The sequence below is a fragment of the Mycoplana dimorpha genome (genome assembly GCF_003046475.1).
In the GTDB taxonomy this organism is placed as follows: Bacteria; Pseudomonadota; Alphaproteobacteria; order Rhizobiales; family Rhizobiaceae; genus Mycoplana; species Mycoplana dimorpha.
The window spans coordinates 1-26,068 of the sequence record NZ_PZZZ01000009.1 but is presented as its reverse complement, the minus strand read 5'-3'; the positions used below and the strand labels follow the sequence as shown (position 1 = coordinate 26,068).

Sequence of the window (26,068 nt, the reverse complement as noted above, 5' to 3'; positions counted from 1 at the left end):
TCAGCCGGCCTTGTTCACACGCATGTACCAGTCGACGAGCCGTCGGACCTGCCTCTTCGTATAGCCGCGCTCGATCATGCGGTGGATGAACTCGGCGTGCTGCTTCTCGGTGGCACTGTCCTTCTTGGAGCCGAAGCTGATAACCGGCAGAAGGTCCTCGACCTGGCCGAACATCCGCTTTTCGATTACTTCGCGCAGCTTCTCGTAGCTGGTCCATGAGGGGTTCTTTCCGCCGTTCCGGGCACGGGCGCGGAGGGTGAACTTCACGACCTCGTTGCGGAAGTCCTTCGGATTGGCGATGCCGGCCGGCTTTTCGATCTGCGACAGCTCGCTGTCGAGGATCTGCCGGTTGAGGATCTGCCCGGTATCCGGATCCTTGAAGTCCTGATCCTCCAGCCAAGCATCGGCATAGGCGATGTAGCGGTCGAACAGGTTCTGCCCGTATTCGCTGTAGGATTCGAGGTAGGCCTTCTGGATTTCGTGCCCAATGAACTCGGCATAGCGGGTGGCGAGCTCCGAGCGGATGAAGTCGAGATAGGCGGCTTCCGTTTCCTTGGGGAATTGCTCCCGCTTGATCGCCTGTTCGAGGATGTACATCAGGTGAACCGGATCGGCTGCCACCTCCTTGGTATCGTAGTTGAAGGTCTCCGACAGAACCTTGAAGGCGAAGCGGGTGCTTACCCCGGTCATGCCCTCGTCGACGCCGGCGGCGTCGCGGTATTCCTGCACCGACTTCGCCTTAGGATCGATGTCCTTGAGGTTCTCGCCGTCATAGACCCTCATCTTGGTGTAGAGCGGCGAATTCTCGTGCGGCGCCAGCCGCGTCGAAACGGTGAAGCGGCTGAGGTTTTCCAGCACTTCCGGCGCACACGGATTGTTGGCGAGCTCGCTTTCGCGCAGCAGCTTCTCGTAGATCTGCCGCTCTTCGGTGACGCGCAGGCAATAGGGCACCTTCACCACCAGAATGCGGTCCAGGAAGGCTTCGTTGTTCTTGTTGTTCTTGAACTGCAGCCACTCCGACTCGTTCGAATGGGCAAGCACCATGCCCTGGTAGGGGAAACCACCGAAGTTCTCGGTGCCGTTGTAGTTGCCCTCCTGCGTCGCCGTCAGCAACGGATGCAGCACCTTGATCGGCGCCTTGAACATCTCGACGAATTCCAGGAGGCCCTGCGTCGTGCGGTTGAGGCCACCCGAATAGGAATACGCGTCTGGATCGGCCTGGCTGTAGTGTTCGAGCTGCCTGATGTCGACCTTGCCTACGAGCGATGAAACATCCTGGTTGTTCTCATCCCCGGGCTCGGTCTTGGCGATGGCGATCTGGCGCAGCCGCGACGGCACCAGCTTGACGACGCTGAACTTCGAGATGTCTCCGCCGACTTCGTCCAGCCGTTTGGCCGCCCAGGGCGAGATCAGACCGGTCAGACGCCGCCGCGCGATCCCGTACTTGTCCTCGAGAAGGTCGGCCATGCGCTCGGGATGGAAGAGGCCGAGCGGCGATTCAAAGATCGGGCTGACCTTGCCGTCGACCATGAGCGTATAGATCGGCCGCAGCTCCATCAGCTTCTTCAGGCGCTCGGCCAGCGAGGACTTGCCGCCGCCGACCGGGCCGAGCAGGTAGAGGATCTGCTTGCGCTCCTCGAGGCCCTGTGCCGCATAGCGGAAATACCCGACGATCCGCTCGATCGTGTCCTCCATGCCGTAGAAATCGGAGAAGGTCGGATAGACCTTGATGGTGCGGTTGGAATAGATGCGCCCGAGCCGTTCGTCCGCGCTCGTGTCGATAAGGGTTGGCTCGCCGATCGCGTCGACCATCCGTTCCTGCGCAGTGGCGTACATGCTTTTGTCGTCACGGCACGCGAGCAGATATTCCTGAAGACTCATCTCCTCACGCGCAGTGCTGGAGTAAATCTCAGAGAAGAGGTTGAAGACGTCGGATTCACCCCGTTGCATGGTCGTCTCCTACGACAAGCCGCTGTGGTCGTATGGAATGTTTGGCTTCGAAATCATTATACAGGAAAACGAAATCCTTGGATCAAAGTTCCCTTCACGAAATTGGCATCTTGGGCGATTTGCGTGATTGCACAGCCGTTCAGGGGAGCTCTGTCAGACGCCGCGCCAGCTAGCCCGGCCTCTCCGCCAGGCACTCCGTCAAGCCTCGTCTTGATCGTGAAACTTTTCCGCCGAAGGAAAGTTCTTTCGGCGAGGCTTCACGGCATTACGACGTCCAAGGGAGTGTACCGGCGATGCATATATTCACCGCCTTTTCCAATCGCGTTGCGGAGTTGGCCGGCAGGCCTACAACCTTCATCCTTGCCGTTGCCGGCGTGGTCATCTGGGCCATAGCGGGACCGTTTTTCGACTACTCGGAGAATTGGCAGCTCGTGATAAACACCTCGACGACCATCATAACCTTTCTGATGGTCTTCATCCTGCAAAATACGCAAAATCGGGACGGCAAGGCGCTCCAGGCAAAGCTGGACGAACTGATCCTCACCAGCAAGGTCGCGGAAAACCGGTTTGTCGGGGTCGAGCGGCTGGAGGAGCACGAACTCCGGCGGCTCAGCCAGGCGCTCGCCGAGCGGGCGGAGCAGAAGGCCGAGGGCGAGCACGTCGACCCGCTCCACATTGCGGACACCGCCGCGGGCGTTCAGCCGGTGCCTTCCGATGAGCCAAAGAACGCCGCTGGGGAGCCGAAGAACGGCGTGCGGTTAGAGGACCATTAGATCAGGCTGGCGCACTAAGCCGCAGCGGCGGCTCTCCGTGCAATATCAAGGCTGCGGGTCAGTTTGCTGGTATCGCCGCCCACCTGCATGACTTGCACAAGATTGTCGTGGAGATCGGCCAACTTCACCGAGCGGGCCAGCGGGTCGGCCATGGCCCGGCAGACGAAATGTGGCTCATCTTCACCGGGGGCCCGCGTCAGCGATCGAACCGCGTGCACGATAGGCGAGGGAAAGCCTTCCTTCTCCAGTCGCTCGAACGACCACGCGCGCGTCTTTTCAACGACGTCGTGCAGATAGGCGACCACCTTTTCTTCAGCTGTATCGACGTCCTGGGCGACGCGCTGGCAATGGCCGAAATACGGCTGCCCGGTCTTGTCCAATTGTCCCTGGTGCGCCGTCCGGGCAATCTCGATCGCCCGGACGAGTATATCACTGGTGTTCATGCCTGCACCCGATGCCATCAATTGATTTGTGATTTGCGAACGCCGTGCGGCTCGTTAGGTTCCGCCCCACTTTCCACCCTGGGAGACGGAAAGGGCGCGCTGGTCAGTCGTTTTTTGCATCCGTACGGCCCGCCGGAATGGCGCTGGTGGTGATGGATACCGGGTCGCTCGCCGGGAAAGACGCTTCCAGCCCCTCATCCAGTTCCTCCTCCATGGTGTCCGTATCGCCCGTTGCGCGGGCGCTGCGGCGGCAGGTCATTTCGTCGCTGCATTCCGGCATGTCACCCTCTTGGGTTGCGACCTGCAACAGCATCGCCTTGGCCTTGTCCACGGCGTTCAAGCGGTTGAGGTCGCCGTCCTCGCTGGCCTGCAGCCGGACGCTGATCACTTCGCCACTCTCACCGACAAACTCGACGGTAAACCCGGCCTTCCCGCCCATTTCGGGATGGACCTGTGTGCCGACAACTCGCATCTGATTGCTCCTTCTATGACTCCGGTTTAAGAAACGCGACGCTGCTGGCGATGGTTCCGCGCGCCTCCCCGGATTGCCGCTCGGATAAAATAGCTTCGACCGTCGGCGTCGACCGCTTGACTTGCCGCCGGACATATCGGAGGTTTCGCTCCCTTTCCAGCTCAGAGGTCTCGCCGCATGCCCGGTCCCTACGTCGTTCCCGTTCATGGCGATGCCGAACTGCCGAAGGAAGTGGACGTCGTCGTCATCGGCGGCGGCATCATCGGTGCCTCGACGGCACTGGAGCTTGCCGAACGCGGCCTCCGTGTCGCGCTGTGCGAAAAGGGCGGAATCGCACAGGAGCAGTCGAGCCGAAACTGGGGCTGGGTGCGGATCGCCTGCCGTGACCCGCGCGAGGTGCCGCTCATGGCGGAAGCGCTGCGGATCTGGGACACGCTTGATCAGCGGACCGGGCGTGATACCGGGTTCAAGCGCGCCGGCATCATCTTCGCATCCTCGACCGACCAGGAATTTGCCGATCACAGCAACTGGATCAAGAACCTGGAGGGCTACCCGATCGAGGCGCGGATGCTGAGCGGGCAGGAGTTCCGGTCCATGTATCCGGGTACGACGATGACCCTGAAGGGCGCGCTGTTTACGCCGACCGATGCGCGCGCCGAGCCGCAGAAGGCCGCCCCTGCGATCGCCGAAGCGGCCCGCGCCAATGGCGCAGCGATCCTGACCGAATGCGCGGTGCGCGGTATCGAGACCCAGGCCGGTGCGGTGTCCGGCGTCGTCACCGAGCGCGGGCCGATCGCCTGCCGGGCTGTGGTGCTCGCCGGCGGGGCGTGGTCCAGCCTTTTTGCCGGAACACTCGGCATCCACCTTCCCCAGCTGAAGGTCCTGAACTCGGTCCTGCGCACCAGGTCGCTGGAGGGCGGGCCGGAACAGACGATGTGGGCCAGCAACTTCGCCTTCCGCAAGCGGCAGGACGGCGGCTACACGATCGCTTCGGGCAACGAAAACATCGTCGATATCGTGCCCGATTCCTTCCGCTTCGCGCTGGATTTCGTGCCGGCGCTGCGCAAGGAGTGGCGAGCGCTGAAGTTCCGTGCCGGATGGCGCTTCTGGGACGAAATGCGCATCCCGTCTCGCTGGACCCTGGACGAGCCGAGCCCTTTCGAATACTGCCGCGTCCTCGATCCCAGGCCATCGACGCGGATGTCGGACAACGCCCTTGCCAGTTTGCGGCGTGCCTTTCCGGTCTTCGAGAAGGCGCAGATCGCCCAGCGGTGGGGAGGATACATGGACGTGACGCCGGACGCGCTCCCGGTGATCTCCGCCGTCGACCGTATTCCCGGGTTTCACATCGCCACCGGCTTTTCGGGCCATGGGTTCGGCATCGGCCCGGGCGCTGGCCGGCTCATGGCCGATATCGTCACCGGCCAAACTCCAGTGGTTGATCCGGCGGACTTTCGTCTGTCCCGCTTTACCGACGGCTCGAAGATTGAACTGATTTCCGGCTATTGAACCCGGCGCCTTCGGCCCTGCTTGAAGCAATTCCGCAACCCAGGTCGGTAAATTACGCTGTAAATAGTCCTTTCGTCGTACATCGGTAACAGAGCCTTAATACGTGTATGAGCGTTATCGTACGAACGGTAGCGTGCATATTTGCTTTGGGGGCGGACGTATGGACGGGCGGAGAGACCAGGAAGAGATCAGCGAACGACTGGCTTTTGTCGGCCTTGGGCCCGACGAGAGCGACATCCTCAGGCAAACTGCGCCGGTTGTCATGGCGAACATGGATGCCGCGCTGGCGGCCTTCTACCAGAAAATCCGCGCCACGCCTCAGACGCGTGTCTTTTTCGGCGACGACGCCGCGGTGGCGCGCGCCGGGAGCAGGCAGAAGCAGCATTGGGCGATGATCCTGGGCGGAGAGTACGGTCGCGACTACCTGGAGGCGGTCCGCACCGTCGGCTCGGTACACGCCCGGATCGGCTTGGAACCCCGCTGGTACATCGGCGGCTACGCGCTCCTGATGGAGCGGCTGCTCGCGGGGCTGTTTCAAGCCCGCCAGACGCAGAAACCCAAATCGCGGTTTGGGATCGCAAGGGGCCGCACGCCACCGCCGCAGGACGAACTGGCGAGCGAGGTCGTCGTTCTCGTCAAGGCGGCAATGCTCGACATGGAACTCGCAATCTCCGTCTATCTCGACAATCTCGAGGAGCAACGTCTCAAGGCGGAGCAGCAACAGATCGAGTCACTGGATCAGGTGGCCGCCGCACTGTTGCGGCTCGCCGACGGCGATCTCGGAGTGTCGGTCGATCCCAAGGTGTCCGAGAAATCGGAGCGGCTGGTCCATGGGTTCAACGAAGCGGTCGCCAGCCTCCGGCGCGTGATTGCCTCGGTGCGCGAGGCCGCGGCAAACGTTCGGTCCGGTTCGATCGAAATTGCCACGGCGTCGGAAAACGCAAACCGCCAGTGTGAGCGGCAGGCGGCCGCACTGGAGGAAACCGTCGCCGCGGTCCGGGAACTGGCCGCCGCGATCGAGAGCACGGCGGATAGGGCGCAGGATGCAAGCCGCACGGTTTCCGGCGTGGTCGAGGCGGCGGAACAGGGCGTCTCGATCGCACAGCGGACGGCGGATGCGATCCGCGACGTCGATGCCTCGTCGGCGAAGGTGACGAGCATCATCTCGGTCATCGACAAGATTGCCGCACAGACCAATCTTCTCGCGCTCAATGCCAGCGTGGAGGCCGCGCGGGCCGGCGAGGCCGGCAAGGGCTTCGCGGTGGTCGCAAGTGAAATTCGCTCGCTGGCGCAACGGTCGGCGGACGCGGCGAGAGAAATCGCCGGCCTCATACAGGCAAACTCGGAAAGCATTTCCGCCGGCGTCGACCTGGTCGGCGAAACGCAGGCCCAGTTGACCGGAATTGCCGACGCCATCCGCCGCACGGGGGATCTCGTTCACGGCATTGCCCAGTCGGCCCGCGCGCAAGCCGCAAGCATCGCCGAAATCTCCGTCGCGACCAGCCAGATTGATGACGCCACGCAAAGAAATGCTGCCGAGATCGAGGAGAATGCCGCGGCAAGCAGGTCACTGGCTTCGGAAGCAGAGGCGCTCGCGGAGGTCATTTCCGGTTTTCGAGACAGCACCGAAGGCCCGGCCGCGTCACGAGGCCTTGAAGGACGCAAGCCCCTCCATGCCGCGTGAGCGCAGACCGCAGCCGCCGATGACCGCCGGCTGCAGTCGGCGCCACTTCAGCATTCCGTTGCCTGACGGATCCGGTCGTAACAGGGGCAACTACGGGCATGCAGGGCGTTCGGGTCTGTGACGGTGAGGTGCCCGCGATTATAGGCGATCGCGCCTGTGTTCATCAGGTCGCTGCAGACGACGTTGACCGTCGCCCTGCGCAGGGCGAGCAGTTGCGAAAGCGCTTCCTGGGTTACATGGAATTCGTTTCGGCCGACCCGGTCACGGGCCTGCAGAAGCCAGCGGGAGACCCGCTGTTCGGCGGTGTGCAGGCTGTTGCAGGCGGCGGTATCCATCAGCTGGACGATCAGGGAATTGGCATAGTGCAGCATCGTCGACCGAACGCTGTGGTCCTGCCGCAGCGCCAGCCTGAAGTCGTCCGCGGCGAGCCACAGCGCGTTTCCGGGAACCTGCACGACCACCTTGCCCGGCGGCGCCTTGCCGTTCATTGCCAGGGAAAAACCAAGATAACCCTCGGCTCCGACGGAGGCCTTCTCGACGCTCCTGTGTCCGGGAAATTCGGCGATGAAGGAGATGATGCAATCGAGCGGGAATATCGCATGGGTCAGCGGTGTGCTGTCGTCGACGACGACATCGCCGTTCTGCATGCGGTGCATTTTGGCTCGGCGGAGGATGAGAGCGCGCGCGTCCGGTGGCAACGAGGCGAGAACCCGGTTGCTGAGAAAGTCAGTCGGACTGCCGATACCGGCCAAGACGCGCCCCGCTTTGAACTCTCCATGCTACTCATATCACGATCGTCTGATGTTTGAATTCGTACATTAGGAGAAGGCGAACTCACCGGTTCTACGTCATCGCGGCAGCCAGGCGTCGATGCCGAGGGCTGCCGCGCGGCCGGTCGCCAGGCAGGCCGTCAGGAGATAGCCGCCCGTTGGCGCCTCCCAATCCACCATCTCACCGGCGACGAAGACGCCCGGAAGCGCCTTTAGCATGAAATTTGGCTCGATCGCGTCCCAGCGGATGCCGCCGGCCGAGGAGATCGCCTCGGCGATGGGGCGAGGGCGCAGGACCGGAAGCGGCAGCGCCTTGATCGTGCCGGCGAGATCTGCCGGCGCCATTCGTGCCACTCCTGGAACGATTTCCCGCAGCAGCGCCGCCTTGACGCCGGTCAGGCCTGCGCCCTTGCGAAGCCGGTTGGAAAAACTAGCCTTTTCAACCTGCCGGCCGAGCTCGCGGGCAAGGCGGTCGACGGACCGACCCGGTGCAAGGTCGAGTACCAGATGCGCGTCTTCACCCGCGGCGAGTTGGTCGCGCAGGCTGGCGGCGTGGGCATAGACGAGGCTGCCCTCGATGCCGTGGCGGGAGATGACGAACTCGCCGGGAAGGGTGCCTGCGGTACTGGTCGCGGTGACCGCCTTGATCGGCTCGCCGGCGAAGCGCTCGACGAAGGGCTGGCTCCAGGCGACGTCGAAGCCGCAATTGGCCGGCTGGAACGGTGCAATCGGCACGCCCCGGTCGGCAAGTGCGCCGCCCCAGGCGGCGTCCGACCCGAGCCGCGGCCAGCTCGCCCCGCCGAGCGCCAGCAGGATGGCACGGGCACGGATCGTCTTCAGGCCCTCCGGGGTCTCAAACAGCAGGCCGTCGCCGTCGAAGCCCACCCAGCGATGCCGGGTTCGCAGCGTCACGCCGTTGGATTCAAGGCGGCGCAGCCATGCGCGCAGCAAGGGCGAGGCCTTCATCGCGGTCGGAAAGACACGCCCCGACGAGCCCACGAATGTCTCGACGCCGAGGCCGGTCGCCCATTCGCACACGGCGTCCGGCCCGAACGCGTCGAGCGCCGGCCGCAGCCGCCCCGACGCGTCGCCGAAGCGCTCGGCAAATCGGGCATAAGGCTCGGAGTGCGTGATGTTCAGGCCGGATTTTCCCGCCAGCAGGAATTTGCGGGCGGCGGTCGGCATCGCCTCGTAGACCGTCACCGCTCGGCCGACGCCGGACAGCACCTCCGCAGCCATGAGCCCTGCCGGTCCGCCGCCGATGATTGCGACCTCGTCTTGTTCCATGCGTTCCGTCCGATATCCCGATTACCGGCCGCACTCTTCGCCCGCGCGGCGGCCCGGCGCAAGAGTTCGCGGGTCGCGGATCGCCCTGGATGTGCCGCCGACGGGCTGTGGACCTGCGATGGAGCGCATTGGCACCCGGATGGCCATTCGGTAGTTTGATCGCCGGCGAGAGGAATGTTTCGATGACGGATGACGCCTCGGCCGGCTTGCGCGTGGTGCTGCGGATCGACTTTCCGCATGCCGAACGGCTCGGGCGCGGCAAGATGATGCTCCTGGAGAAGATCCGCGAGACCGGCTCCATTTCCGCGGCCGGCCGCTCGATGGACATGTCCTATCGACGCGCCTGGCTGCTGGTCGATGCGATGAACCGGATGTTCGCCTCGCCAGTCGTCGAGTCGCAGCGCGGCGGCAAGCAGGGCGGCGGCGCGGCCGTCACCGCATTCGGCGAGGAACTGCTGGCGCGGTTCCGGGCGATGGAGCAGAGGGCGAGGGACGCGCTTTCCGGCGACCTGGAATGGCTGGAGGCCAACCGGTCCACGGACACGCAGGCCGGCGGTTGATCAGCGCGGATCGAGCGCGACCGTCTTAACGATTGCGTAGACCGGCTTGCCGGCGTGCAGGTGCAACCGCGATCCCGAGAGTTCGGTGATGCGGGCATGGATCGCATCGCCGGCGCAATCGACCCGCACCGTGATCATGCCTTCGCCATCGGCTGCGATCGATTCGATCTTCCCTTCCAGGATGTTCAGAGCGCTCAAACCTTCCGGCCTCACCACGGCCAGCATGACGTCGCGCGCGGCGATATGGACGCGGACGCTCTTCCCGGTGCCGATATCGGCGTTCGGCACGTGCAGTTCGCACCCCTTCAGTTGCACCGTCGCCAGCCGATGCGGCGCATCGAAGGCGGTGACGACGCCGGTCAGCACGCTGCCCGCCTCGCGCCTGTCGACGGCGGCGGAGAGCAGCGATCCGCTCAAGACGTCGGCGACGGCGCCGATCGCCTCGACCCGGCCGTCGTTCAGCACGACCACGCGGTCGGCGAGCCGGGCCACCTCGTGGACGGCGTGGCTGACATAGACGATCGGCACCTTCGTGTCGTCGCGCAGCCGCTCGAGGTAGGGCAGGATCTCGGCCTTGCGCTCCTCGTCGAGGGCGGCGAGCGGCTCATCCATCAAAAGCATCCGCGGCGCGGAAAGCAGCGCCCGGCCGATCGCGACGCGCTGCCTTTCCCCACCGGAGAGATTGGCCGGCCGCCGGTCGAGCAGGGCGCCGATGCCGAGGAGATCGACCACGTGCGAGAAGTTGTCGGCCCGCGTCCCGCGCGGCGCAAACCAGCGGCCATAGGCAAGATTGCTGCGCACCGTCAGGTGCGGGAAGAGCCGTGCCTCCTGGAACACATAGCCGAAGCGCCGCCGGTGTTTCGGCACAAAGATGCCGCGGGCGGTGTCGACCAACACGTCGCCGTCGAGCGCGATCCGGCCTTCCTCCGGCCGGATCAGTCCGGCGATGGTGCCGATGAGCGACGTCTTGCCCGAGCCGGAGCGGCCGAACAGTGCAGTGACGCCGCCTTCCGAGGTGAAGTGCGCGTCGAGGCGGAAGGCGCCGAGCCTGTGGCGGACTTCGACGACCAGGGTCATTCGAAATGCACCCGCTTGCCGATGGCATGCGCCATGAACTCCGAGGCGAGCAGAGCCGCCATGGAGATGCCGATCGCGACGATCGTCAGCCGCATCGCCCCCAGGTCGCCGCCTGGCACCTGCGTGAAGGTGTAGATCGCCGAGGAAATCGTCTGGGTCTCGCCGGGAATGTTGGAGACGAAGGTGATCGTCGCGCCGAACTCGCCCATCGCCTTGGCAAAGGACAGGATCATGCCGGCGATGATGCCGGGCAGGATCAACGGCAGCGTGACGGTGACGAACACCCAGGTCGGATTGGCGCCGAGCGTGCCGGCGGCGTCTTCCAGCTTGCGGTCAACCGCATCGATTGAAAGCCGGATCGAGCGCACCAGCAGCGGAAAGCCCATGACGGCGCAGGCGAGTGCCGCCCCGGTCCAGCGGAACGAGAAGACGATGCCCAGGTGCGCCTCCAGGAAGGCGCCGACCGGGCCCTTGCGGCCGAACAGGATCAGCAGCAGGAAGCCGGTGACGACCGGCGGCAGGATCAGCGGCAGGTGGACGATGCCGTTCAGCAGGGACTTGCCCCAGAAGCGGCCGCGCGCCAGCAGGAGCGCGACCAAGATGCCGAGCGGCAGGCTTGCGGCGACGGCGACGGTGGAGACGAGCAGGCTCAGCCTGATCGCCGTCCATTCCGCCTCGTTGAGGGCCAACCAGTCCATGCCAGAACTCACGGTTTCCACGACAGGCCGCGCAGTTTCCCCGCTGCGAAAGCCACGAGCCCCGTCGATCGGGAATCGGATTGCAATGAAATTACTGCAAAGTTTCAAATAATCACAACGCCACGCGCCATTCGCGGCGCGCGGCGCGGGGGGAACTCATTTCAGGATCGTGAAGCCCTGCTCGGTGAAGAAGCGGGCAGCCTTGTCCGATTTCAGGAAGTCGAGATAGGCGGCGGCGTTGGGGCTCTTCGATTCCGTCAGGATCGCGATCGGATAGATGATCGGCGGATGGCTGTCTTCCGGGAAGGTGCCGACGATGGCGACGCCCGGGTCGGCGGCGGCATCGGTCTGGTAGACGATGCCGTAGGGCGCCTCGCCGCGGGAAACGAGCACGAGGGCCGCGCGCACGCTCTCGGCGCCGGCGACCTTGCCCTCGACCGACGACCAGACGCCCAGCTTCTCCAGTGCTGCCTTGCCGTATTTGCCGGCGGGGACCGAGTCCACGGCACCCATGGCAAGCTTGCCGTCGCCCACGAGACCGGCGAGGTCGAAGCCTTCCTTGATGTCCACCGGCTTGGCGGCATCCTTGGTTGCCACGAGGACGATGCGGTTGCCGAGCAGGTTCGAGCGCGTGCCGTCCTTGATCAGCTTCTTCTCGGCGACGTAATCCATCCAGGCAAGATCGGCCGAGATGAACACATCGGCCGGCGCGCCGGCCTCGATCTGCTTGGCAAGTGCCGAGCTTGCGGCATAGGAGACCGTCGTCTCCGTGGCGGTTTCCTTCGTCCAGGCCGCGTTTGCGGCGTCGAGCGCGTTCTTGAGGCTGGCCGCGGCGAAAACGGTGATCTTGTCTGCCGCGGATGCTGGTGCTGCGAATGCGGATATTCCGAGCCAACCCGCCAGTGCGGCTACCGCAATCCTGAACAGGTGCCGGCGATCGATGTTCATTCTGCCCCTCCATAACGATCGAGATATCTCGTGAGATATAACGCCGCGCCGGACTTGGCTAGGGATATATTTCAGAAAATATATCGATAGGCCTACGGGGTGGGCAGGGACAGGCCTTGCGGATAGTCAACCGGATTCCGGAGTGAAAGCCCGCTACATCTGCGCCGACATGCCGCCGTCGACCGTCAGTGTAACTCCGTTGACGAAGCTTGCGGCGGGCGAAGCGAGGAAGAGGGCCGCCGGTGCGATTTCCTCTGGCCGTCCCCAGCGCTTCAGCGGAATGCGCACGTCGATGAAGGCCTGTACGCGCGGGTCTTCCGACAGCGCCCGGTTCGGATCGGTGACGAACCAGCCGGGCGCAATCGCGTTCACCGTCAGGTTGTCCGCCCCGAATTCGACCGCGAGCGAGCGCGCCAGCGCCTCGAGACCGCCCTTCGAGGCGGTGTGGGCGGGGTCGGGCGAGCGGGCGATGCGCGCGGCGATCGAGGTGACGAAGATCAGCCGGCCGGCGCTGGATTGCTGCAGCCACGGAAGGGCGGCGCGCGCGAGGCGATAGGATGCGGTCAGGTTGACGTCGAGCAGCGCTGCGAAGGCGGGGCCGTCGAGGTCGTCGGTGCTGCGGCGGTCGCGGATGCTGGCGGCATGGACGAGGACGTCGAGGCCGCCGAGCGTGTCGGCCGCGCTCCTTGCGATCGCCTCGGGATCGTCGCCGAGGTCGGCGGCCAGGGCCTCCGCGAAATGTCCCTCCCGCCGCAGTTCGGCACAGCGGGCTTCCAAGGCGGGTCCGTCACGCCCGTTGAGAACGACCTTTTGCCCCTCGCGCGCAAATGCCCTGGCGATCTCGAGGCCAAGGCCGCGGGTGGCACCGGTGACGAGCACCCGTCGTATATCTTCGGTCATAAGAACTCCCGCAATCGTTTTGGTCCGGGCCACGACCCGCAAAAGCGTCGGCTTTTGCAGTTCCGTCTATGTAGCCGCTGCGGATCGGGATTTGAAGATTTGCCGTGGCGTGGGCTGGAGTGCGACCCGCCGGAGCTAAAGATCGGCGGCCATCTGGGAGGGCGTCGACAGAAGTTCGCCCGGTCGCGGCTGCCGGTCCGTTCCCGCGCCTGCGACGTGCTGAACGACCAGGATGCCCAGCACCGAGGCGACCATGAACGTGAGAACGAAAAACATTGAGCGTGCCGACATCGGATCTCCTTTCACGAGTTGAAACGATGCCACCGCGCAACCGGTTCCCGCGGCCCGGGGGGCGGTCGGCGGTTCGGCCGTGCCGTCAGAGGACCTTGCCCGGATTGAGGATTCCCTTCGGATCGAGCGCCTGCTTGATGCGGCGCATGGTCTCCAGTTCTTCCGGGCTGCGGGAGCAGCCGAGATGGGCGCGCTTCAGTGTGCCGATCCCGTGCTCTGCCGAGATGGACCCACGGTGCGCCTGCACCAGATCGTAGACGATCTCGTCAACGGCGTGCAGGTCCTGTTCCGAAGCGTCCCCGACGGAGACAGCGATGTGCACGTTGCTGTCGCCGATATGGCCGAAGAAGGACACATGGGCCGCCGGGAAGCGCTCCAAGAGTGCGGCCTCGCAAGTCTCGGCGAAACGGCCGATCTCGCCGATCGGCAGGCTGACGTCGAGGTTAATCAGCGACGGCAGGAGCCTGTCCATGTCATGGGCCTCGCGCACGGTCCAGAAGTTCCGCGCCTCCTTTTCGGATTGCGCCACCAGCGCGTCGACGATCAGGCCATCCTCGAGCGCATCGCCCAAAAACGCCTCGAAACGCTCGCGCGCCGCGTCCGAACCGTCGCCGTCTTCCTCGATGATCACCAGGAAGAGATGGTCGGCGTCGAACAGCTTGATCCCCGAAGCCTCGGTGTTGAAGCGGACGAATGCCTGCCACATCGCCTCGAAGGCGGAGAGCGCCACCAGGTCGCGCTGCGCCTTCTGCAAAAGCGCCACAACGGCCTCGTAGCTCTCCAGCGCTGCAAGCGCGGTGTTGCGGGCCGCCGGCAGCGGCTTCAGCTTCAGCACCGCGCGGGTGATGATGCCAAGCGTGCCCTCGGCGCCGATGAAGAACTGGCGCAGGTCATAGCCGGTGTTGTTCTTCGTCATCTTGTTGAGCATCGACAGAACGGTGCCGTCGGCGAGCACGACCTCAAGCCCCAGCACGTTGTCGCGCGTGACGCCGTGGCGGATCACCCGGACGCCTCCGGCATTGGTCGAGAGATTGCCGCCGATCTGGCAGCTGCCGCGCGCGCCGAGATCGACGGGCAGCAACAGGCCGGCGTCTTCCGCGGCGCGCTGCGCCACCTCCAGCACCGTCCCGGCCTTCACGGTGATGGTGCCCGCGGCGGCGTCGATTTCCTCGATGCCCGCGAGGTGTTCCAGTGAGATCGCGACCTCGCCGCCACGCGCATTCGCTCCGCCGGCAAGGCCGGTCATCCCGCCCTGCGGCACCACCGGTTGCCCGTGGGCATGGCAGATGCGCAGCGCCGCGGACACCTCTTCCACGCTGCGCGGCCGGAGGACGGCGATTGGCAGGACCCGGCCCGTCAGGCTGGCGTCGCTGCGATGGCGCTCGCCGATCTGCGCACCGGTGAGGACAGCGTCAGCGCCGAGCGCGTTTTTCAGGTCTTCGATGATGGCCATGACGACTGCCCTAAAGGTGATCCGGTTTCTTCCTGCTGATTATCGGTGGTCCCGGCGCAATGCAACGTCACGGTCCCCGGGGCAGCCGATATTCAACCCTGTGCACTTCATTCATTTTCAGGCATGAAGGGGAGCGGATTTCGGAGGAGATCACCATGGCATTGCAGGCAGGCAAATTCGACCGGGGTATCTTTGTCGGGCGCATCTGGCGCCCGGATCGCAACGGACCCTCGCTGGTGGTCGTTCGGAATGGCGACCTGCTCGACATCACGTCGAAGGCGGCGCCGACCATGCGCGATCTGCTCGAGATGGACGATACGGCCGGCTTCGTGCATGCCCAGGCCGGCGAGCGCGTCGCCTCGCTCGACACCATCTTCGCCCACTCCGTCGAAGGCGCCGGCGAACTTTCGCTGGCCCACCTGCTTGCACCCTGCGACCTGCAGGCGATCAAGGCCTGCGGCGTCACCTTCGCCCGATCGATGGTCGAGCGCGTCATCGAGGAGAAGGCGGCCGGCAATCCGGCGCTGGCGCAGAAGGTGCGCGAACGCGTAACCGCCATCATCGGCGACAGCCTGCGCGACCTGAAGGCCGGCTCGCAGCAGGCCGCCGCCGTCAAGGCGGCGCTGATCGAGGAAGGCGTCTGGTCGCAGTATCTGGAGGTCGGCATCGGCCCGGATGCGGAGGTCTTCACCAAGGCGCCGGTGCTTGCCGCCGTCGGCTGGGGCGCCTCGGTCGGCCTGCACCCGATCTCCAAGTGGAACAACCCCGAGCCGGAGATCGTCCTCGCCGTCGACAGCCGCGGCCGCGTCAAGGGCGCGAGCCTCGGCAACGACCTAAATCTCCGTGACGTCGAGGGCCGTTCGGCGCTGCTGCTCGGCAAGGCCAAGGACAACAACGCCTCGGCCGCGATCGGCCCCTTCATCCGCCTCTTCGACGAAACCTATGCGATCGACGACGTGCGCACGGCCGATCTCGAACTTCTCGTCGAGGGCGAAGACGGCTTCGTGCTGAATGGCCGGAGCACGATGCGCGAGATCAGCCGCGACCCGCTCGACCTCGTCTCCCAGACGATCGGCCGGCACCACCAGTATCCGGATGGCTTCATGCTGTTCATGGGCACGCTGTTTGCCCCCGTCGAGGATCGCGACGTGCCTGGCGAGGGCTTTACCCACAAGACCGGCGACCGGGTGACGATCTCGAATGCCGCACTCGGTTCGCTGACGAACACGGTCAGGCTCTCTACCGAGTGCCCGCCCTGGAACTTCGGCATTGCCGAGCTGATGCGCAATCTGGCAGGGCGCGGCCTGATCTGAGCCGCGTTGCCGCCGGACGAGCGAACGGCGGAAACGTGCGCCTCAATCCCGGTCGGGCGCTCCGAGGGGGAAAAGCTTGCGGTAGGGCCGCGCTTCGTCGACGGCGCGCGCAAAGGAGGGCCGCGCCAGCAACCGCTCGCGATAGGCCTTGAGATTGCTCAGCGCCGGGTCGATGGCATGCGTCCAGTCGGCATAGAAGAGGGCAGGGGCGGCGGCGCAGTCGGCGAGGCTGAACCCGTCGCCGGCGGCCCATTGGCGGCCGTCCATGTGCCGGTCGAGCCACTGGTAGGTGCGCTCGAGCATCGCTTTCGCCTCTGCGACGCCATGGGGATCGCGGTCCGCCTCGGGACGAAGCGTGTCGAACACGCACCTCTGTTGCGGCGTGCTGACGTAGTTGTCGAACACCCTGTCCAGCATGCGCACCTCGATCGCCGCCTGCGGATCTTCGGGGATCGGCCTGAAGCGGCCGGGATGCGCCTGCGCCAGATACTCGATGATGATCGACGCCTCGAGAATGGTCCGGCCGTTATCGACCAGCACCGGGAAGCGCTTGAGCGGCCACAGCGCCTCGAACTCGGCCATCACCTCGGCATTTTCCGGGCCGAGCATCCTGAACTCGAACGGCGTGCCGTTCTCGTACAAGGCAATCAGCGCCTTCTGGCAATAGGACGAGAAAGGATGGGCATACAGGATCGGCATCACGATCACCTCCAGTGTCGATCAGAACGTGGGGTCACGCTAGCAAAGCCGGTTGCATATTGCAATCAGATTTGCCGGAGAATGCGGCTGTCCGTTGACCCGTCTGTCGTCAGGTAAGCTTTCGGCGCCGTTCCAGCTCGGCTTCGGTCGGCTGGGCGAATTCAAACGAGCCGCGCCGGACTTCGCCACCGCGCGCATACCTGTTGAAGATGACGCCCGACGGCGTCGTCCGCGACGCGACGAGTTCCAGAGCGCGCGCGGGGATGTCGTCGCCGAACAGTCGCTTTCCGGTGCCGAGCACGACCGGGAAGATCAAGACGTACATTTCGTCGACGAGATCGTGCCTGAACAGCGTCTGCAGGAAGTCGGTCGAGCCCTGCGTCAGCAGGTCGGGTCCATCCTCGGCCTTCAGCGCCGTGAGTGCGGCGACCGCGTCCGGGCCGAGCGTCCGGCTGTTCTTCCAGGTCAGGTCCAGCTCGGCATTGCGGGTCGCGACGAACTTGGTGATGCGGTCGAAAAGGGTGCCGATCGGGTCGTCGGCGGGCTCATAGGGCCAATGGGCCGCGAAGATGTCGTAGGTCTTGCGGCCGAGCAGAAGGTCGAATGGCCGGGCAAACATCTCATCCACGGCCTCGCCCATCCGCTCGTCGAAATAGGTCACGGCCCAGCCGCCATGTCGGAATCCGCCGATCGGGTCCTCGTCCGGTCCACCCGGCGCCTGCATGACGCCATCAAGGCTGACGAACGCTCCGACGATGATCTTGCGCATGGGATGCTCTCCTCTCTTCGATCGGTTGATGCGGTGTGAGACGAGGACGTTCGAGGGCGGGAAGCCCCGACAGCGTGGTGCAGATTTCATGCACTTGTGGTCGAGCCGCCTCTTTGCCTGCTCAGCTCGTTCCGACTTGATCGACCGATGGCCGCAACGAAAAAGGGCCGACCCATGAGGAGGCCGGCCCTTTTCAAAGCTATGGAGCTTCTCGGTTTACTTCGCCCGCTTCAGCGCATCGCCGAGGATCGAGACGATCTCCTCGAAATGCTTCTTCTCGGCGATCAGCGGCGGCGAGAAGGCGATGATGTCGCCGGTGACGCGGATCAGCAGGCCCTTTTCGAAGCAGTCGACGAAGACGTCGTAGGCGCGCGCGCCCGGGGCGCCGTCGCGCGGCGCAAGCTCGATGCCGGCGATCAGGCCGATCGTGCGGATGTCGATGACGTGCGGCAGGCCCTTCAGCGAATGCATCGCCTCGTGCCAGTCGTCCTGCAGCTCGGCGCCGCGGGTGAAGAGGCCCTCGTCGCGGTAGATGTCGAGCGTGGCGATGCCGGCGGCGCAGGCGGCCGGGTGACCGGAATAGGTGTAGCCGTGGAAGAGCTCGATCGCCCCTTCCGGCCCGTGCATCAGCGCATCGTGCACCTTGCGGCTGGCGAACACCGCGCCCATCGGGATCGCGCCGTTGGTCAGGCCCTTGGCGGTCGTCACGAGGTCGGGAGTGACGCCGAAGTAGTCGGTCGCGAAGGCGGCGCCGAGGCGGCCGAAGCCGGTGATGACCTCGTCGAAGATCAGCAGGATGCCGTGCTTGTCGCAGATGGCGCGCAGCCGCTCCAGATAACCCTTCGGCGGGATCAGCACGCCGGTGGAGCCGGCCACCGGCTCGACGATGCAGGCGGCGATGGTCTCGGCGCCGTGCAGGGCGACCAGGCGCTCCAGGTCGTCGGCGAGTTCGGCGCCATGCTCCGGCTGGCCCTTCACATAGGCGTTCTTGGCCAGATCGTGGGTGTGGCGCAGGTGGTCGGAGCCCGGCAGCTGCGGGAAGACGCGGCGGTTGTTGACGATGCCGCCGACGGAGATGCCGCCGAAGCCGACGCCATGGTAGCCGCGCTCGCGGCCGATCAGGCGCGTGCGGGTGCCCTGGCCGATGGAGCGCTGGTAGGCGATCGCGATCTTCAGCGCGGTGTCGACCGATTCCGAGCCGGAGCCGGTGTAGAAGACGCGGTCGAGCTTGGCGCCTTCCGGACCGGGGGCGATCTCGGCCAGCCGCTCGGCGAAGTCGAAGGCGATCGGGTGACCCATCTGGAAGGACGGAGCGAAATCCATCGTCGAAAGCTGGCGTTCGACGGCAGCGGCGATCTGGCGGCGGCCATGGCCGGCATTGACGCACCACAGGCCGGCGGTGCCGTCGAGCACCTGGCGGCCGTCGTGGCTGGTGTAGTACATGCCCTCGGCCGCGGCGAGCAGGCGAGGGGCCGCCTTGAACTGGCGGTTGGCGGTAAACGGCATCCAGTAGCTGTCGAGCACCGGCGTGTTGGGCTTGTTGTGAACGTTCATGACGGACTCCTCTTTCTTGCCGATTGACGCCATGATTTGCATGCTTGAACAAGTCTTTTTCTGGCTTATAGGAAGTTGTTGATAAGTATGCGAGGCGACGGGCAAAATTTCGATATTTCGAACAACCGAAACAGTCGCAGCGCGTAAATCTCCGGGAGGGGCAATGTCGGTCGATATCGGCAACAGGTTGCGCAGTCTGCGAATGGCCCACAATCTGTCCCAGCGCGAACTGGCAAGGCGGGCGGGTGTCACGAATTCGACCATCTCGCTGATCGAATCCAATGCCTCGAATCCGTCGGTCGGCGCCTTGAAGCGGATTCTCGACGGGATTCCCATCGGGCTTGCCGAGTTCTTTGCCTTCCAGCCGGAGCGCTCGCGCAAGGCTTTCTATCGCGCCGACGAACTGGTCGAGATCGGCAAGGGGCCGATTTCCTACCGGCAGATCGGCGAAAAGCTGTTCGGCCGCAGCCTGCAGATCCTGAAGGAGTGCTACCAGCCCGGCGCCGATACCGGCAAGGTGCCGCTTGTCCATGACGGCGAGGAAGGTGGCATCATCCTTTCCGGGCGGCTTGAGGTGACGGTCGACGACGAGCGTCGGATCCTCGGCCCCGGCGACGCGTATTATTTCGAAAGCCGCCGGCCGCACCGCTTTCGATGCGTCGGCCCGGTGCCGTGCGAGGTGATCAGCGCCTGCACGCCGCCGACCTTCTGATCGCGGCCAAAGTGAGCAGCCGTTGGGCGCCGGCTCAGGGGCGCGACGATATCGTCCTGGGGTATTCGCCGCCCGCTTCGATCTCTTGCGCCGCGGCCGCTACGCCGATCACTTCGTAGAGTTCCAGCGCCGTTGCGCGTCCCTTTGCCTGGCCCTCCCCGAGGGGGCGGAACTGGATCCGGTCACGGCACTGCGCGACCACCGCGCCGCTGGCGAGGATGGTGGTGCCGTAGCCCTTGTTCATCCCTTCGAGCCGGGAGGCGACGTTGATGCTGTCGCCCATCGCGGTATATTGCAGCCGGTCTTTCGCGCCGACGCTGCCGACCACGGCCGTCCCCGTGTGAATCCCGAACCGGGTGCGGAACTCCGGCAGGCCGCGGTTGCGCTGCCTTTCATTGAAGACCGCAAGGCGCTCCTTCATGGCGAGCGCGCCGCGGCAGGCATTCTCCGCATGGTGCGGATCCGGCGCCGGCGCATTCCACATCGCGAAGATGGAATCGCCGAGGAACTGGATGATCGTGCCGCCGTGCGCGTTGACGGTGCCGTTGAGAATGTCGAAGTACTCCGACAGCATGCCGACCACTTCCTCGGGGGAATGCTGCTCGCTGATCGTGGTGAAGTCGTAGATGTCGGTGAAGATGGCGGTCACCTCCTGCCGCCGGGCTGTCCGGCCGGCAAAATCGCCGGACGCGATGGCGCGGCGCACCACTTCCCGCGGCACGTACAGTGCGAAGGTGAAGATCGCATCCCGGGCCCGGTTCATTGCGCCTCCGAGCGTTGCGATCTCGCTGACCCGCGTCGGCACTTCGATCGGGGTGCTGAAGTCCAGGTCCTGCATGCGGTTGGCGCTGGCGGTCAACTGGTGCAGCGATTTGGTGATCAGATGGGCGACGACAAGCGCGCCGGCGATGGCGAGCAGGACAATCGCGGCAGAAAGCAAAAGCCCCTGGTAAAGGCCCGCCCGCGCTGTCGCCATCAACTCGTCGACCGGCGCGGCGATGACGGCGATGTCACCGGCAAAGAGCAGTGCCGCATCCACCTGCGTCCCCATCACCACCCATTGCCGGCCGGCGACGTCGACGATGCCCATTTCGTTCAGCGCCGGCGGATTGGCCTTGATCGCCTCCAGGAGCGGGTCGCGCAAATTGGCCGGATCGAAGTCCCGTTCGGACTTCGATGCCGCGATCGCCTGCATCAGCCGGCGGTCGGAATGGAGGATCGGCTGGCGGTCGGCATCGATGACGAACGCCACGGCGCTTGGGGTCAGGCGCTCGCTGGCGATGAAGTGGATGATCCGGTCGAGCACCACGTCGGCGCCGATGACGATTTCCGGGTTGCTCTTGTGGGCCTGGGATATGGTCATGCCCAGCATTCCGGTGGTCGCCATGCGATAGGGGCCGGTCGCCGTCGGGCCCGTGCCGCCGGCGGCGGCGCGATACCAGGGACGCTGCCGGGGATCGTAGCTCCAGCCGGTCGTCGTCCGTTGCAGCAGTTGCTTGCCGGCGGCATCGAAGAACAGGATGCGCGTCAGCGGACCCTCCGCGGTCGGCGTCAGGATGCGCACGGCGATGGAGGCGTTCGGCGGCGCATCCAGCACGGTGCGCCAGTCCGCCGACGTCAGGTTCACCGCATGGAAGAAGCCGCCGTCCGGATAGCCAGCATAGACGCCGTCGATCTGTGGTGAGCGGGCGAGTGCGGCGCGCAGGATCGCGACCTTGTCCACGACCCGGTCCGACGGGGGCGCGAGGAAGGAATTGGCGATCGAAACGATCAGGTTGACCAGTCCGGAGGTGTCGCCGGACAGGGCTTGCATGCGCGAGACCAGCCGGTCCTCGAAGGCGCGCATGTGGCTTTCCGCCGTCTCGATAGCGGTATTGCGTGCACGGTAGTAGTCGAGCGTGATCAGCGAGCCCGAGACCGCCAGCAGCAGTCCCACCATGACAACGCCGAGCAGGGAGCGCAGCGAACTGTGCCAGCTCTTGCTGGCCGCCAGAGGGGCGATGTCCTTGCTGCTGCCCACCATCCTCCGTCCCTCGGCGTTTCTGGCTTGCCTATCCAACTCGTCTTGCGCCCGGCATCGACAAGGGGACTTCGCCACGGCTCGGCCGGTGCCGGGTTGCTAGACACGCAGTCTTATGACCCTAGCGCTCGCGGTCGCCCTGAGCAAGGAAGCGAATACCAGCGCGCCGGCCTCGCCGCATCACCTTTGCGCGTGTCCTCTTGCAAGGTCTGCAGCCGCTGACAGGCTAATTTTCCAGCACCGGCGCGGTCAGATGCCAGCCCCGGAAGGCCTGGTTTCGCCTGCTGCCGTACTGCCGACCTCTTCTGCCGGCAAGCCAGCCGCTATTGACCGGCGCTTTGGCGCGCCGGCCGGCTACTCCAAAAAAGCGCTGCCTCAGATGACGCCGAGCGCGTCCATCGCTTCGGCCACGCGAACGAAGCCGGCGATATTGGCGCCAAGCACGTAGTCGCCGGGCGCGCCGTATTCCTCCGCGGTGCCGGCGCACAGATCGTGAATGCTGTGCATGATGCCGGCCAGGCGCTTCTCGGTGTCCTCGAAGGTCCAGCTGTCGCGCGAGGCGTTCTGCTGCATCTCCAGCGCCGAGGTCGCGACGCCGCCGGCATTGGCGGCCTTGCCCGGGGCGAACAGCACACCCGCCTCCTGAAAGAGGCGCACCGCTTCCGGTGTCGTCGGCATGTTCGCACCTTCGCCGACGGCGATCACGCCGTTCTTCACCAGCACTCTGGCGTCCCGACCGGTCAATTCGTTCTGGGTCGCCGAAGGCATGGCGACATCGCAAGGCACGTCCCAGATGCAGCCGCCGCTGATGTAGTGGCTGCCGGCGCCCCTGCGGCGAGCGTATTCCGATATCCGCTCGCGACGGACCTCCTTGATCTCCTTGACGAGATCGAGGTCGATGCCGTGCTCGTCGACCACATAGCCGCCGGAATCCGAGCAGGCGACGACCTTGCCGCCAAACGACTGGACCTTCTCCATCGTGTAGATCGCAACGTTGCCCGATCCGGAAACGACCGTCCGCTTGCCTTCGAAGCTGTGGCCCTTCGTCGCCAGCATGCGCTCGACGAAATAGGTGGCGCCGAAGCCCGTCGCCTCCTTGCGCGCGAGCGAGCCGCCGTAGAGCAGCCCCTTGCCGGTCAGCACGCCCGCTTCGTAGCGGTTGGTCAGGCGCTTGTACTGGCCGAACATGTAGCCGATCTCCCGGCTGCCGACGCCGATGTCGCCGGCAGGAACGTCGGTGTACTCGCCGACATGGCGGTGGAGCTCGGTCATGAAGGACTGGCAGAACCGCATGATTTCACCGTCCGAGCGGCCGCGCGGGTTGAAATCGGAGCCGCCCTTGCCGCCGCCGATCGGCATGCCGGTCAGCGCGTTCTTGAAGGTCTGCTCGAAGCCGAGGAACTTGATGATTCCGACATTCACCGAAGGATGGAAGCGGATGCCGCCCTTATAGGGGCCGAGAGCCGAATTGAACTGGACCCGGAAGCCGCGATTGATCTGCACCTGGCCCTTGTCGTCGACCCACGGAACGCGAAAGATGATCTGCCGCTCCGGTTCGCAGATGCGCTCGATCAGGGCGTTGTCGGCATAATTTGGTCGTTTGGCGATGACGCGCCCGAGACTTTCCAGAACCTCTCGCACCGCCTGGTGAAATTCCAGCTCGCCTGCGTTGCGCCTGAGCACGTCGGTCAGGATCGGCTCGAGCTTCTCATCCACATTGACCAATTCCCATCTCCAATCACTGAGTCTGCCCGCAAGGAATGAATAGAGTGGCGGATATCTTAATTGCGGGGCGACGCAAAGATTTCGATGCGGTGAAATTTGCCGCCGACGGAACTTTTTGACAATCGGCAATCTGATCGGCAACACTGAAAAGATTGCGAGGGGGGCTCACACAACGCCAGATAGCCAAGCGACGATCGCCTGCTGAGTCGATTGCGACGGCTACCCGGGGCGGCTTAGGCCGGCGCAGAGCGTCGCTTGAACGACGGAAGGAGCAGGCGCTTGATGACGGTGGGATCGCGCTGGCCTTGGCTGTAAAGGCGGATGATGGCGCTTCCCAGCGCTTCCGCCGCCTCACACTCCCGAGAGAGGCTGCATTGCTCCAGGCAATCGTCGAAAAGGCTCTGAAGCCTGTTCAGGTCGTCCGGACCGAACATCCTGACGTGCCTATCGGCACCCAGAAGAGCCGTGAAGTGGTTGAAGGATTTGGACATAACACTCCCTCCCTCATTGGGGCGAGAGCTGCCATCTCCCTGTCGTTCCTGCCAAACACATGTGGAAGCGATAAGCCAGAGTGCGCTTTCTCCCGTGAGGAGTCCATCAGATTCATTGATCGAGCACGCGACGTGCCGAAGCGGCTTGCAACATGACGCGACATGAAACAGGCAAAGGCGGCGGGTGCGTAATCAGACGGCCGTATCGGTCAATGACCACGGTGGAACGGTTGCGCTCTTGCCTGATCCGGATTATCGCGCGGGCGTCGTACCCATGGAAGCGCTGCTCTACGCGCGACTTGGCCCAAGCATGGCGGAAAGCCTGAAGGCTGATGTCGAAGCGCTATATCGCGAAAACCCCTATATCAGCGAACAGGAGCGCGCGCTTTGTATCGTCGAGATCAATCGCAAGATACTGGATGCCGAGCTTGCGGAAGAGAGCATGATCCTCGCTGCAGAGGCGGGCGGCTTTCCTGTTCTTCGCCGGCGGGACGCTGATCGTCGCGCCGTGCTGGCGCATGACAAGGTACTCCCATGACCAGAAACGCCATGTTTCGGTGGAGCGCTTGCCCCCCATTCAGGGACCGTATCAGGAAAAGCCAGCCATACGGGAGCGCGCTACTGCGGGATTTTCCCAGTGCGCAACTTCGCAAGCGGTACACGGATGCACGTATGCACACGTGCTGCACGGATCGGGAGAACCGCCCGCCGTGCAGCCCTGTCCATGACTGTGATCTGTCACGACCAAGGGCAACTCATTCAGTTTTGCCAACGCCGCACATATCTCGATGCCTGCCGCGAAAGTGCCGTGTTCGGAACGCGAGTAGCTGATGGCGGAGAATGCCGAGCAAACGTCCGCAAAGAGGCATTAGCAGAAGTTATTACATTTGGAAGCGTCGAGCGCGCGGCCGAGAAGTTCACAGCCTGTCGGGACGATGCTCCGGGGCGGCTTCACCAATACGGGCCCTATGTGCCACTTTCTCTTGAATACCGAAACGCCAGGTGCGCTGGCGGAATCATTTTTCGCCGCTGCGCTCCAATGTGAGCAGGGTTGCGCAAAGGACCGCGGCGATGACCACGCATGCGCTGCTGGATCAGGTGACCGGCCACGCGCGCCGGATCTCTGCCGCTCTTGGTCGATCGAGCGCCAGGCCGCGTCCTTCATCTGCTCCGTTCCGATCGCTCGGCGGTCAGCCGCTCGCCTTCGGCGGCGCCTACCTTGGGTCACGAAAGGGGCCGGAAGGTGACTGTCCGGTTTTGGCACTCGTTTGCGTGAAGTGGACCTTCACCCACCGCCATTACTGCCCCACTCCGGCGGGCCTAAGTCCGACAGGGCGCAAGCGACTCGCGCTACCGCGCGGGAGGATTGTATCCAGACCGCCATAGGCATGCCCGCGCGCTATCAAGCATCCCGGGGATATCTAGCCGCATATCGGGCCGAGCTTGCCAATCGGCCACGTGGCGCGATATGTATTTATACACTGTATAAATATGAGGCGTACCATGAGTACCGGCCATGTATTTATTGCCACCAGCTTGGATGGGTTCATCGCCCTAGAAGACGGCACGATCGACTGGTCGCTCCAGCGCGACGATCCAGGCGAGGACCACGGCTATGACGACTTCATAAAGGACATCGACGCCATCGTCATGGGCCGAGGCAGCTTCCAAATGCTGCGCGACCACAGACCTTGGCCGTACAATCTCCCTGTGTTGGTCCTCTCAAAGACGCTCTCGGGCCAAGACATTCCTTCCGATCTTGAAGACAAGGTCCGCGTTTCGGGCAATTCGCCACAGCAGGCAATGGCAATGCTTGAAGCGGAGGGATGTGGCCGCGTCTATGTCGACGGCGGGCTGATCATCCGTAAGCGCTGGTTTTCCCCCACCTTCCGGATCAGCGTGTGATTGTTGATGTTGTTGCCGAACGAGGCTTCGACATATGACGATTACAGGGTTTACGCATGGCACCA

General features: G+C 64.5%; 25 protein-coding genes. 8 read left to right on the top strand and 17 right to left on the bottom strand.

Annotation, left to right across the window (positions count from 1 at the left end):
• Positions 1-1,950: a PrkA family serine protein kinase gene (locus C7449_RS19010; RefSeq protein ID WP_108004492.1), complete on the bottom strand. Its 1,950-nt coding sequence runs from the start codon at positions 1,948-1,950 to the stop codon at positions 1-3.
• Between the two features lie 293 nt (positions 1,951-2,243).
• Here C7449_RS19010 and C7449_RS19005 point away from each other — a divergent pair, with 293 nt between their 5' ends.
• Complete coding sequence (locus tag C7449_RS19005; RefSeq protein WP_108004491.1) at positions 2,244-2,723, top strand: low affinity iron permease family protein; 480 nt, start codon at positions 2,244-2,246, stop codon at positions 2,721-2,723.
• A gap of 14 nt (positions 2,724-2,737) precedes the next feature.
• Here the strand turns inward: C7449_RS19005 and C7449_RS19000 are convergent, their stop codons facing one another.
• Positions 2,738-3,166, bottom strand: coding sequence for an HD domain-containing protein (locus C7449_RS19000; RefSeq protein ID WP_245414448.1), 429 nt, complete (start codon positions 3,164-3,166; stop codon positions 2,738-2,740).
• 103 nt (positions 3,167-3,269) lie between these two features.
• The gene (locus C7449_RS18995; RefSeq protein ID WP_108004489.1) at positions 3,270-3,638 is read right to left on the bottom strand and encodes a hypothetical protein; all 369 of its coding nucleotides are present in this window, start codon (positions 3,636-3,638) and stop codon (positions 3,270-3,272) included.
• Between the two features lie 177 nt (positions 3,639-3,815).
• Between C7449_RS18995 and C7449_RS18990 the strand changes: the two genes are divergently transcribed.
• Both C7449_RS18990 and C7449_RS18985 read left to right on the top strand, forming a co-directional pair.
• A complete protein-coding gene (locus tag C7449_RS18990) occupies positions 3,816-5,147 on the top strand; it encodes an NAD(P)/FAD-dependent oxidoreductase (protein ID WP_108004488.1) in 1,332 nt (443 codons plus the stop codon).
• A 160-nt stretch (positions 5,148-5,307) separates the two neighbouring features.
• The gene (locus tag C7449_RS18985; protein WP_108004487.1) at positions 5,308-6,831 is read left to right on the top strand and encodes a globin-coupled sensor protein; all 1,524 of its coding nucleotides are present in this window, start codon (positions 5,308-5,310) and stop codon (positions 6,829-6,831) included.
• Positions 6,832-6,878: 47 nt separating this feature from the next.
• Here the strand turns inward: C7449_RS18985 and C7449_RS18980 are convergent, their stop codons facing one another.
• Together C7449_RS18980 and C7449_RS18975 are read right to left on the bottom strand one after the other, a co-directional pair.
• Positions 6,879-7,487, bottom strand: a complete 609-nt coding sequence (locus tag C7449_RS18980; protein ID WP_108004486.1) for a Crp/Fnr family transcriptional regulator — start codon at positions 7,485-7,487, stop codon at positions 6,879-6,881.
• A 192-nt stretch (positions 7,488-7,679) separates the two neighbouring features.
• Positions 7,680-8,888 carry a TIGR03862 family flavoprotein gene (locus C7449_RS18975; protein WP_108004485.1) on the bottom strand — a complete coding sequence of 403 codons (1,209 nt, stop codon included), beginning with the start codon at positions 8,886-8,888 and terminating at the stop codon, positions 7,680-7,682.
• A 182-nt stretch (positions 8,889-9,070) separates the two neighbouring features.
• Between C7449_RS18975 and C7449_RS18970 the strand changes: the two genes are divergently transcribed.
• Positions 9,071-9,448, top strand: a complete 378-nt coding sequence (locus tag C7449_RS18970; RefSeq protein WP_108004484.1) for a winged helix-turn-helix domain-containing protein — start codon at positions 9,071-9,073, stop codon at positions 9,446-9,448.
• Here C7449_RS18970 and modC read toward each other — a convergent pair whose 3' ends face one another.
• From modC to C7449_RS18945, 6 genes are all read right to left on the bottom strand, one after another.
• Positions 9,449-10,525 (bottom strand): molybdenum ABC transporter ATP-binding protein, encoded by a 1,077-nt coding sequence (gene modC, locus C7449_RS18965; RefSeq protein WP_108004483.1) that lies wholly within the window; start codon positions 10,523-10,525, stop codon positions 9,449-9,451.
• Entirely contained in the window at positions 10,522-11,223 is a 702-nt protein-coding gene (gene modB / locus C7449_RS18960) for a molybdate ABC transporter permease subunit (RefSeq protein ID WP_108004482.1), read from the bottom strand. The genes modC and modB overlap by 4 nt, the downstream gene beginning before the upstream one ends.
• Positions 11,224-11,379: 156 nt before the next feature.
• Complete coding sequence (gene modA, locus C7449_RS18955) at positions 11,380-12,171, bottom strand: molybdate ABC transporter substrate-binding protein (protein ID WP_108004481.1); 792 nt, start codon at positions 12,169-12,171, stop codon at positions 11,380-11,382.
• Positions 12,172-12,324: 153 nt separating this feature from the next.
• Positions 12,325-13,071, bottom strand: a complete 747-nt coding sequence (locus tag C7449_RS18950) for an SDR family NAD(P)-dependent oxidoreductase (RefSeq protein ID WP_108004480.1) — start codon at positions 13,069-13,071, stop codon at positions 12,325-12,327.
• Between the two features lie 135 nt (positions 13,072-13,206).
• Positions 13,207-13,362 carry a hypothetical protein gene (locus C7449_RS21850; protein ID WP_170115947.1) on the bottom strand — a complete coding sequence of 52 codons (156 nt, stop codon included), beginning with the start codon at positions 13,360-13,362 and terminating at the stop codon, positions 13,207-13,209.
• A gap of 85 nt (positions 13,363-13,447) precedes the next feature.
• Positions 13,448-14,815: an FAD-binding oxidoreductase gene (locus C7449_RS18945; protein ID WP_108004479.1), complete on the bottom strand. Its 1,368-nt coding sequence runs from the start codon at positions 14,813-14,815 to the stop codon at positions 13,448-13,450.
• A gap of 155 nt (positions 14,816-14,970) precedes the next feature.
• Between C7449_RS18945 and C7449_RS18940 the strand changes: the two genes are divergently transcribed.
• Positions 14,971-16,128, top strand: a complete 1,158-nt coding sequence (locus C7449_RS18940) for a fumarylacetoacetate hydrolase family protein (protein ID WP_108004478.1) — start codon at positions 14,971-14,973, stop codon at positions 16,126-16,128.
• Positions 16,129-16,170: 42 nt separating this feature from the next.
• On the opposite strand, the gene C7449_RS18935 is transcribed toward C7449_RS18940, so the two are convergent.
• The 3 genes from C7449_RS18935 to C7449_RS18925 form a co-directional block, all read right to left on the bottom strand.
• Complete coding sequence (locus tag C7449_RS18935) at positions 16,171-16,827, bottom strand: glutathione S-transferase family protein (protein WP_108004477.1); 657 nt, start codon at positions 16,825-16,827, stop codon at positions 16,171-16,173.
• Positions 16,828-16,936: 109 nt separating this feature from the next.
• Positions 16,937-17,596, bottom strand: coding sequence for a dihydrofolate reductase family protein (locus tag C7449_RS18930; RefSeq protein WP_108004476.1), 660 nt, complete (start codon positions 17,594-17,596; stop codon positions 16,937-16,939).
• A gap of 216 nt (positions 17,597-17,812) precedes the next feature.
• On the bottom strand, positions 17,813-19,150 hold the full coding sequence (locus C7449_RS18925) for an aspartate aminotransferase family protein (RefSeq protein WP_108004601.1): 1,338 nt from the start codon (positions 19,148-19,150) through the stop codon (positions 17,813-17,815).
• A 163-nt stretch (positions 19,151-19,313) separates the two neighbouring features.
• Here C7449_RS18925 and C7449_RS18920 point away from each other — a divergent pair, with 163 nt between their 5' ends.
• On the top strand, positions 19,314-19,862 hold the full coding sequence (locus C7449_RS18920) for a cupin domain-containing protein (RefSeq protein WP_108004475.1): 549 nt from the start codon (positions 19,314-19,316) through the stop codon (positions 19,860-19,862).
• Positions 19,863-19,896: 34 nt separating this feature from the next.
• Here C7449_RS18920 and C7449_RS18915 read toward each other — a convergent pair whose 3' ends face one another.
• From C7449_RS18915 to C7449_RS18905, 3 genes are all read right to left on the bottom strand, one after another.
• Complete coding sequence (locus tag C7449_RS18915; RefSeq protein ID WP_108004474.1) at positions 19,897-21,885, bottom strand: adenylate/guanylate cyclase domain-containing protein; 1,989 nt, start codon at positions 21,883-21,885, stop codon at positions 19,897-19,899.
• 372 nt (positions 21,886-22,257) lie between these two features.
• Positions 22,258-23,607: an NADP-specific glutamate dehydrogenase gene (gene gdhA / locus C7449_RS18910; RefSeq protein ID WP_108004473.1), complete on the bottom strand. Its 1,350-nt coding sequence runs from the start codon at positions 23,605-23,607 to the stop codon at positions 22,258-22,260.
• Positions 23,608-23,840: 233 nt separating this feature from the next.
• A complete protein-coding gene (locus C7449_RS18905; protein WP_108004472.1) occupies positions 23,841-24,098 on the bottom strand; it encodes a hypothetical protein in 258 nt (85 codons plus the stop codon).
• Between the two features lie 274 nt (positions 24,099-24,372).
• Between C7449_RS18905 and C7449_RS18900 the strand changes: the two genes are divergently transcribed.
• Positions 24,373-24,636, top strand: coding sequence for a hypothetical protein (locus C7449_RS18900; protein ID WP_146165108.1), 264 nt, complete (start codon positions 24,373-24,375; stop codon positions 24,634-24,636).
• 965 nt (positions 24,637-25,601) lie between these two features.
• The gene (locus C7449_RS18895) at positions 25,602-26,003 is read left to right on the top strand and encodes a dihydrofolate reductase family protein (protein WP_108004470.1); all 402 of its coding nucleotides are present in this window, start codon (positions 25,602-25,604) and stop codon (positions 26,001-26,003) included.
• Positions 26,004-26,068 lie beyond the last annotated feature (65 nt).